The sequence below is a fragment of the Streptomyces sp. NPDC046909 genome, assembly GCF_040644695.1.
Lineage (GTDB): Bacteria > Actinomycetota > Actinomycetes > Streptomycetales > Streptomycetaceae > Streptomyces.
The window spans coordinates 197,968-203,967 of record NZ_JBEYXC010000002.1 but is presented as its reverse complement, the minus strand read 5'-3'; the positions used below and the strand labels follow the sequence as shown (position 1 = coordinate 203,967).

The following is a 6,000-nucleotide window of genomic DNA, read 5'->3' as shown; positions in this document are numbered from 1 at the left end:
AGACGTCGCCCCGCTTGCCGTGGCAGCCTCGACCTCGCCCGCGTGAGAGGCGTCGTCCCGGGCTGCGTGACAGACGTCGCCCCGCTGCCGTGACAGCCTCGGCCCCGCCCGTGTGAGAGGCGCTGGCCGGGCCGCCTGGCGCATACCGCCCCGCCCACGTCACAGGCCCTGCTCCGTCCGCCTGAGCGCCCCGCCGGGAGCCGTCTGCACAGGTTCTGCAAAGATGCGTCACGTCATGGTGCAGATACCGAAAACGCCCGCCCCCGTGTCGCCCGCACCGCGCTCCGTGCCCACGAGCGCCGATGTGGCCCGGCTGGCCGGCGTCTCGCGCGCGACCGTCTCCTACGTCCTCAACAACACCAGCGCCGTCCGGATCAGCGAGCCCACCCGCCGCCGCGTCCACGAGGCCGCCAAAGAGCTCGGGTACGTGCCGCACGCGGCCGCCCGCAGCCTGCGCGCCGGACACAGCCGCCTGGTCCTGATGCCCGCCCCGACCATCCCCGTCGGCCAGCTCTACGGCCAGTTCATCAACGAACTCCAGTGGGCGCTGAGCCGCCTCGACTACACCGTCGTCCAGCACGGCAGCGTCGGCCTCCACGGCGACGAGGCCGCCCGCGCCTGGGCCGAGCTGCGCCCGGTCGCCGTCCTCGTGCCCGGCGCCGGGCTCGGCCCCAAGGGCGTCGCCGTCCTCAAGCGCTCCGGCGCCCGAGCCGTCGTCACCCTCGGCCCCGAGTCCGTCGAGGGCGCCCACGCCCTGCTCATGGACCACGAGGCGGTCGGCCACTGCGCGGGCCGCCACCTGTACGAGCGCGGCCGGCGCCGGATCGGCGTCGTCGTCCCAGAGGAGGCGGGCCTGGAGGCCTTCTCCCTGCCCCGCCTCGCGGGCGTCCGGCGCGCCCTGGCCGACACCGACGCCGAGGTCACCCACCTGCCCCTCGCCTACACCGAGGAGGCCGCCGCCCGGCTCGCCGCCCGCTGGCGCGACCTCGGCCTCGACGCGGTGTTCGCGTACAACGACGAGTACGCGATGCTCCTGATGCGCGCCCTCCAGGACGCGGGCGTCGACGTACCCGGCGAGACCGCGCTGATCGGCGCCGACGACCTCATGCTCGGCCGGCTCCTGCGGCCCAGGCTCAGCACGGTCCACCTCGAACTGCCCTCCGGCCGTGACCTCGCCGAACTGGTCGACCGCGCGGTGCGCGACCCCGGCGCCGCGCCCGAGACGCACAAAGTGCTGGCAGCGACGGTGGTGCACCGCGAGTCCAGCTGAGAGGCTGATGCTCAGGTTGTCATCCAGGGGGAGGCGTGCCATGCGCACGACGGTCGGCATCATCGGCGGCGGCCCCGCCGGACTGCTCCTCGCCCGTCTGCTGCACCGCGCGGGCATCGACTGCGTGGTCCTGGAGGCCAGGACCAGGGAGTACGTCGAACAGCGCCAGCGCGCCGGAATGCTGGAGCAGGGCACGGTCGACGCCCTGCGGGAGTGCGGCGCGGCCGGACGCCTCGATGCGGAGGGCCTGGTCCACCAGGGCATCGAGCTGCGTTTCGACCGGGAACGCCACCACATCGACTTCCCCGTCCTCACCGGCGGCCGCACGGTCACGATCTACGCCCAGACCGAGATCGTGAAGGACCTCGTCGCCCTCCAACTCGCCGACGGACCACCGCTGTTGTTCGAGGCGGAGGCCCTCGCCATCGAGAAGCCGGAGACCGAGAGCCCCGTCGTCCGGTTCGTGCACGAGGGCCGCGAGCAGACCCTGAGCTGCGACTGGGTGGTGGGCTGCGACGGCTTCCACGGCATCGCCCGCGACACCGTCCCGGCCGAGGTCAGCCGGACGTACGCGCACGACTACCCGTACTCCTGGCTGGGGATCCTCGCCGATGTCGCCCCGTCCTGCGACGAGTTGATCTACGCCCGCGGCGAGCGCGGATTCGCCCTGCACAGCATGCGCTCACCGCATGTGTCCCGCCTGTACCTACAGGTCCCCAACGGCACCGACCCCGAGGACTGGCCCGACGACCGTATCTGGGACGAACTCGCCGCCCGCTTCGCCATCGACGCCGACTGGACCCTCGGCCGCGGCCCGATCACCGCCAAGTCGGTGACACCGATGCGCAGTTACGTCCACGAACCGATGCGCCACGGACGGCTCCTGCTGGCCGGCGACGCCGCCCACATCGTCCCGCCGACCGGCGCGAAAGGCCTCAACCTCGCCGTCTCCGACGTACGCGTCCTCGCCCGCGCCCTCACCGAACTGCACCGCACCGGATCCGGGCAACTCCTCGACCGCTACTCGCAGTCGTGCCTCGCGCGCGTCTGGCAGGCGACCCGCTTCTCGTACGACATGACGACGATGCTGCACACCCGGCCCGACGCGGACCCCTTCGAACACCGGCTGCAACTGGCGCGGTTGCGCCGGATCACCGCATCCCGGCACGCGGCGGCCGAACTGGCCGCGAACTACACGGGACTTCCCCTGGAGTGGTGAGCCCCGACCGGGATGCGATGCCGCGACCGCCCTGGAACTACTGGCCGTTCTGCTCGGAGTTGGCCTGCTGCTCGGCGACCGCCTTGCGGACCTCGTCCATGTCCAGCTTGCGGGCCTGACCGATGACATCCGTCAACGCGGCCTCGGGGAGCGCGCCGGGCTGCGCGAACACGGCCACCCGGTCACGGACGATCATCAGCGTCGGGATCGACTGGATCCCGAAGGCGGCCGCCAGCTCCGGCTGCGCCTCGGTGTCGACCTTTCCGAACACCAGGTCCGGGTTCTCCTCGGCGGCCTTGTCGTAGACGGGCGCGAACTGACGGCACGGCCCGCACCAGGACGCCCAGAAGTCGATCAGGACGAAATCGTTGTCCGTGACCGTCTGGTCGAAGTTCTCCTTGGTGAGCTCCACGGTCTTGCTCATGGCGTGAATCCCTCTTCCTGATGTCGGGGCGAAGCCGTCGGCACAAACGCGGCGGGCCGAGTAGGTATTCCGCGCGCGTACCCATGTGGCCTGAGCGCACACCACCCACCAGACTGACCCCATGACGGAAACGGAATCCATCGCGCACACCACCTACGACGTCGTGGTGCTCGGTGCCGGGCCCGTGGGGGAGAACGTCGCCGACCGCACCCGTGCGGCCGGCCTCTCCACCGCGGTCGTGGAGAGCGAACTGGTCGGCGGCGAGTGTTCGTACTGGGCGTGCATGCCCAGCAAAGCCCTCCTGCGCCCGGTCATCGCCCAGGCCGACGCCCGCCGCCTGCCCGGCCTCGCGCCCTCGGTACAGGGTCCCCTCGACGCGAGCGCGGTCCTCGCCCGCCGCGACGAGTACACCTCCCACTGGAAGGACGACGGCCAGGTCCGCTGGATCGAGGGCATCGGCGCCGACCTCTACCGCGGCCACGGCCGCCTCACCGGCCCCCGCACGGTCACCGTCGGCGACAAGGTCCTCACCGCCCGGCACGCCGTCGCCGTCTGCACCGGCACCCGCGCGGTCCTGCCCGACCTGCCCGGACTCGACGAGGTCAAGCCCTGGACCAGCAGGGAGGCCACCAGCGCGAAAGCCGCGCCCGGCCGCCTGATCGTGGTCGGCGGCGGGGTCGTCGCCACCGAGATGGCCACCGCCTGGCAGGCCCTCGGCTCGCGGGTCACCCTCCTGGTCCGCGGCAAGGGCCTGCTCAACCGCATGGAACCCTTCGCCGGCGAACTCGTCCACGAGGCGCTCACCGAGGCGGGCGCCGACGTCCGCACCGGCACCTCCGTCGAGTCGGTGACCCGCGAGAACGGCACCGTCGTGGTCGTCACCGGCACTGGCGACCGCATCGAGGCCGACGAGATCCTCTTCGCCACCGGCCGCGCCCCGCGCACCGACGACATCGGCCTCGACAGCATCGGCATCGACCCCGGCACCTGGCTGGAGGTCGACGACAGCCTCCGTGTCACCGGCAGCGACTGGCTCTACGCCGTCGGCGACGTCAACCACCGCGCCCTCCTCACCCACCAGGGCAAGTACCAGGCGAGGATCGCGGGCGCCGCCATCGCCGCCCGCGCCTCCGGAGTCCCCCTCCTGGAGACCGACCCCTGGGGCGCGCACGCCGCGACCGCCGACCACTCCGCCGTACCCCAGGTCGTCTTCACCGACCCGGAGGCCGCCGCCGTCGGCCTCTCCCTGGCGGAGGCCGAGCAGACCGGCCGCCGGGTCCGCGCCGTCGACTACGACCTCGCCAACGTCTCCGGCGCGGGCCTGTACGGCGACGGCTACCGGGGCCGCGCCCGCATGGTCGTCGACCTGGAGCGCGAGATCCTCCTCGGCGTCACGTTCGTCGGCCCCGGCGTCGGCGAGCTCATCCACTCCGCGACCATCGCCGTCGCCGGAGAGGTCCCGATCAGCAGGCTCTGGCACGCCGTGCCGTCCTATCCGACGATCAGCGAGGTGTGGCTGCGGCTCCTGGAGACCTACCGCGACAACTGAGCGGACTCCGCCAGCGGCAGCACCTGATCCGGGCGCAGCGCCTCCACGGCCTCGTCGTCATGGGTGACCATGACGATCGCGCCCGGATACATGCCCACCGCGGCCAGCACCTCGGCGCGGGAGGCCGGGTCCAGGTTGTTGGTCGGCTCGTCCAGGAGGAGGACGTTCGCGCCGGAGTGTACGAGACCCGCCAGGGCGAGGCGGGTCTTCTCGCCGCCGGACAGGACCTCGACCGGCTTGTGGAAGTCGTCTCCGGTGAACAGGAACAGGCCCAGTACACGGCGGAGTTCACCCTCCGTCAGATGCGGTACGGCCGAGGCCAGTTGGGCGCCCACGGTCGACTCCCGGTCCAGGGTGTCGTGTTCCTGCGCGAGGTAGCCCAGCCGCAGCCCGTGCCCGTGGACCACACGGCCGCCGGTCGGCGTCTCCCGCCCCGCCAGCAGTCGCAAGAGGGTCGTCTTTCCCGCCCCGTTGGGACCGAGCACGACCAGCCGGCGGCCCCGCTCGACGGCGAGATCGACGCTCCGAAGGACGCGGTGACCGCCGTACGACTTCGTCAGACCGATCGCGGCCAGCGGGATCCGGCCGCACGGTTCCGGCCTGGGCAGCCTGATCCTGGCCACCTTCTCGGCCCGCCGCACCGGTTCGAGGTCGCCGAGCAGCCGGTCGGCGCGCCGGGCCATGTTCTTCGCGGCCGTCGCCGTCGACGCCCGGGCGTGCATCCGGGCGGCCTGCGCGTGCAGGGATGCCGCCTTCCGTTCGGCGTTGGCCCGCTCCCGGGTCCGGCGCCGCTCGTCGGCCTCCCGCTGCGCGAGATACGCGGCCCAGCCGGTGTTGTGGATGTCGATCGTGGCGCGCTGCGGATCCAGGTGGAAGACCCGGTTGACGGCGTCGGCCAGCAGGGTCGTGTCATGGCTGATGAGGACGAGGCCCGAGCGCAGGGTCGCCAGGAAGGCGCGCAGCCAGCCGACCGAGTCCGCGTCCAGATGGTTCGTCGGCTCGTCCAGCAGCAGCGTGCCGTGGTCCGCGAACAGGATCCGGGCCAGTTCGACCCGGCGGCGCTGCCCGCCCGACAGCGCGCCGAGCGGCCGCTCCAGGAGCGCGGTCCCCAGACCCACCCCCGCCGCGATCCGGGCCGCCTCGGCCTCGGCGGCATACCCGCCACGGGCCTGGAACTGCGCCTCGGCCCGCACATAGGCGGTCATGGCGCGCTCCGACCCGTCGGCCATCGCCGTCTCGGCCCGGCGCAGGGCGTGCACCGCCCGGTCGAGGCCGCGCGCGGACAGGACGCGGTCGATGACGGTGACCGTCGGATCTCCCGCACGGGAGTCCTGCGGGAGATGCCCCACCTCGCCGGTGCGGGTCACGGTCCCGGCGGCGGGGTGCAGCGTGCCCGCCAGGATGCTCAACAGGGTGGTCTTTCCGGCCCCGTTGCGGCCCACCAGGCCGATGCGGTCGCCGGGGGAGACATGGAAGGAGAGGTCGGACAGCAGCAGACGCGCGCCGACGCGCACGTCGACACCACGAACGGTGATCAT

5 protein-coding genes are annotated in these 6,000 nt (G+C 72.7%); 3 read left to right on the top strand and 2 right to left on the bottom strand.

Annotated features, from left to right (window positions below; genetic code table 11):
* Positions 1 to 235 precede the first annotated feature (235 nt).
* Both ABZ928_RS05065 and ABZ928_RS05060 read left to right on the top strand, forming a co-directional pair.
* Complete coding sequence (locus tag ABZ928_RS05065; protein WP_361515109.1) at positions 236 to 1,270, top strand: LacI family DNA-binding transcriptional regulator; 1,035 nt, start codon at positions 236 to 238, stop codon at positions 1,268 to 1,270.
* Positions 1,271 to 1,310: 40 nt separating this feature from the next.
* Complete coding sequence (locus ABZ928_RS05060; protein ID WP_361515108.1) at positions 1,311 to 2,489, top strand: 4-hydroxybenzoate 3-monooxygenase; 1,179 nt, start codon at positions 1,311 to 1,313, stop codon at positions 2,487 to 2,489.
* 37 nt (positions 2,490 to 2,526) lie between these two features.
* On the opposite strand, the gene trxA is transcribed toward ABZ928_RS05060, so the two are convergent.
* A complete protein-coding gene (trxA, locus tag ABZ928_RS05055) occupies positions 2,527 to 2,913 on the bottom strand; it encodes a thioredoxin (protein ID WP_361515107.1) in 387 nt (128 codons plus the stop codon).
* Between the two features lie 121 nt (positions 2,914 to 3,034).
* On the opposite strand from trxA, the gene ABZ928_RS05050 reads away from it, so the two are divergent.
* Positions 3,035 to 4,462: an NAD(P)/FAD-dependent oxidoreductase gene (locus tag ABZ928_RS05050; protein WP_361515106.1), complete on the top strand. Its 1,428-nt coding sequence runs from the start codon at positions 3,035 to 3,037 to the stop codon at positions 4,460 to 4,462.
* On the opposite strand, the gene ABZ928_RS05045 is transcribed toward ABZ928_RS05050, so the two are convergent.
* Complete coding sequence (locus ABZ928_RS05045) at positions 4,447 to 6,000, bottom strand: ABC-F family ATP-binding cassette domain-containing protein (protein ID WP_361515105.1); 1,554 nt, start codon at positions 5,998 to 6,000, stop codon at positions 4,447 to 4,449. The genes ABZ928_RS05050 and ABZ928_RS05045 overlap by 16 nt on opposite strands.

Excerpts from the sequence above, each read along its gene's own strand:
- ABZ928_RS05050 (WP_361515106.1), top strand. The coding sequence starts at position 3,035 with ATGACGGAAACGGAATCCATCGCGCACACCACCTACGACGTCGTGGTG.
- trxA (WP_361515107.1), bottom strand. The coding sequence starts at position 2,913 with ATGAGCAAGACCGTGGAGCTCACCAAGGAGAACTTCGACCAGACGGTC.
- ABZ928_RS05045 (WP_361515105.1), bottom strand. The coding sequence starts at position 6,000 with ATGATCACCGTTCGTGGTGTCGACGTGCGCGTCGGCGCGCGTCTGCTG.
- ABZ928_RS05065 (WP_361515109.1), top strand. The coding sequence starts at position 236 with ATGGTGCAGATACCGAAAACGCCCGCCCCCGTGTCGCCCGCACCGCGC.
- ABZ928_RS05060 (WP_361515108.1), top strand. The coding sequence starts at position 1,311 with ATGCGCACGACGGTCGGCATCATCGGCGGCGGCCCCGCCGGACTGCTC.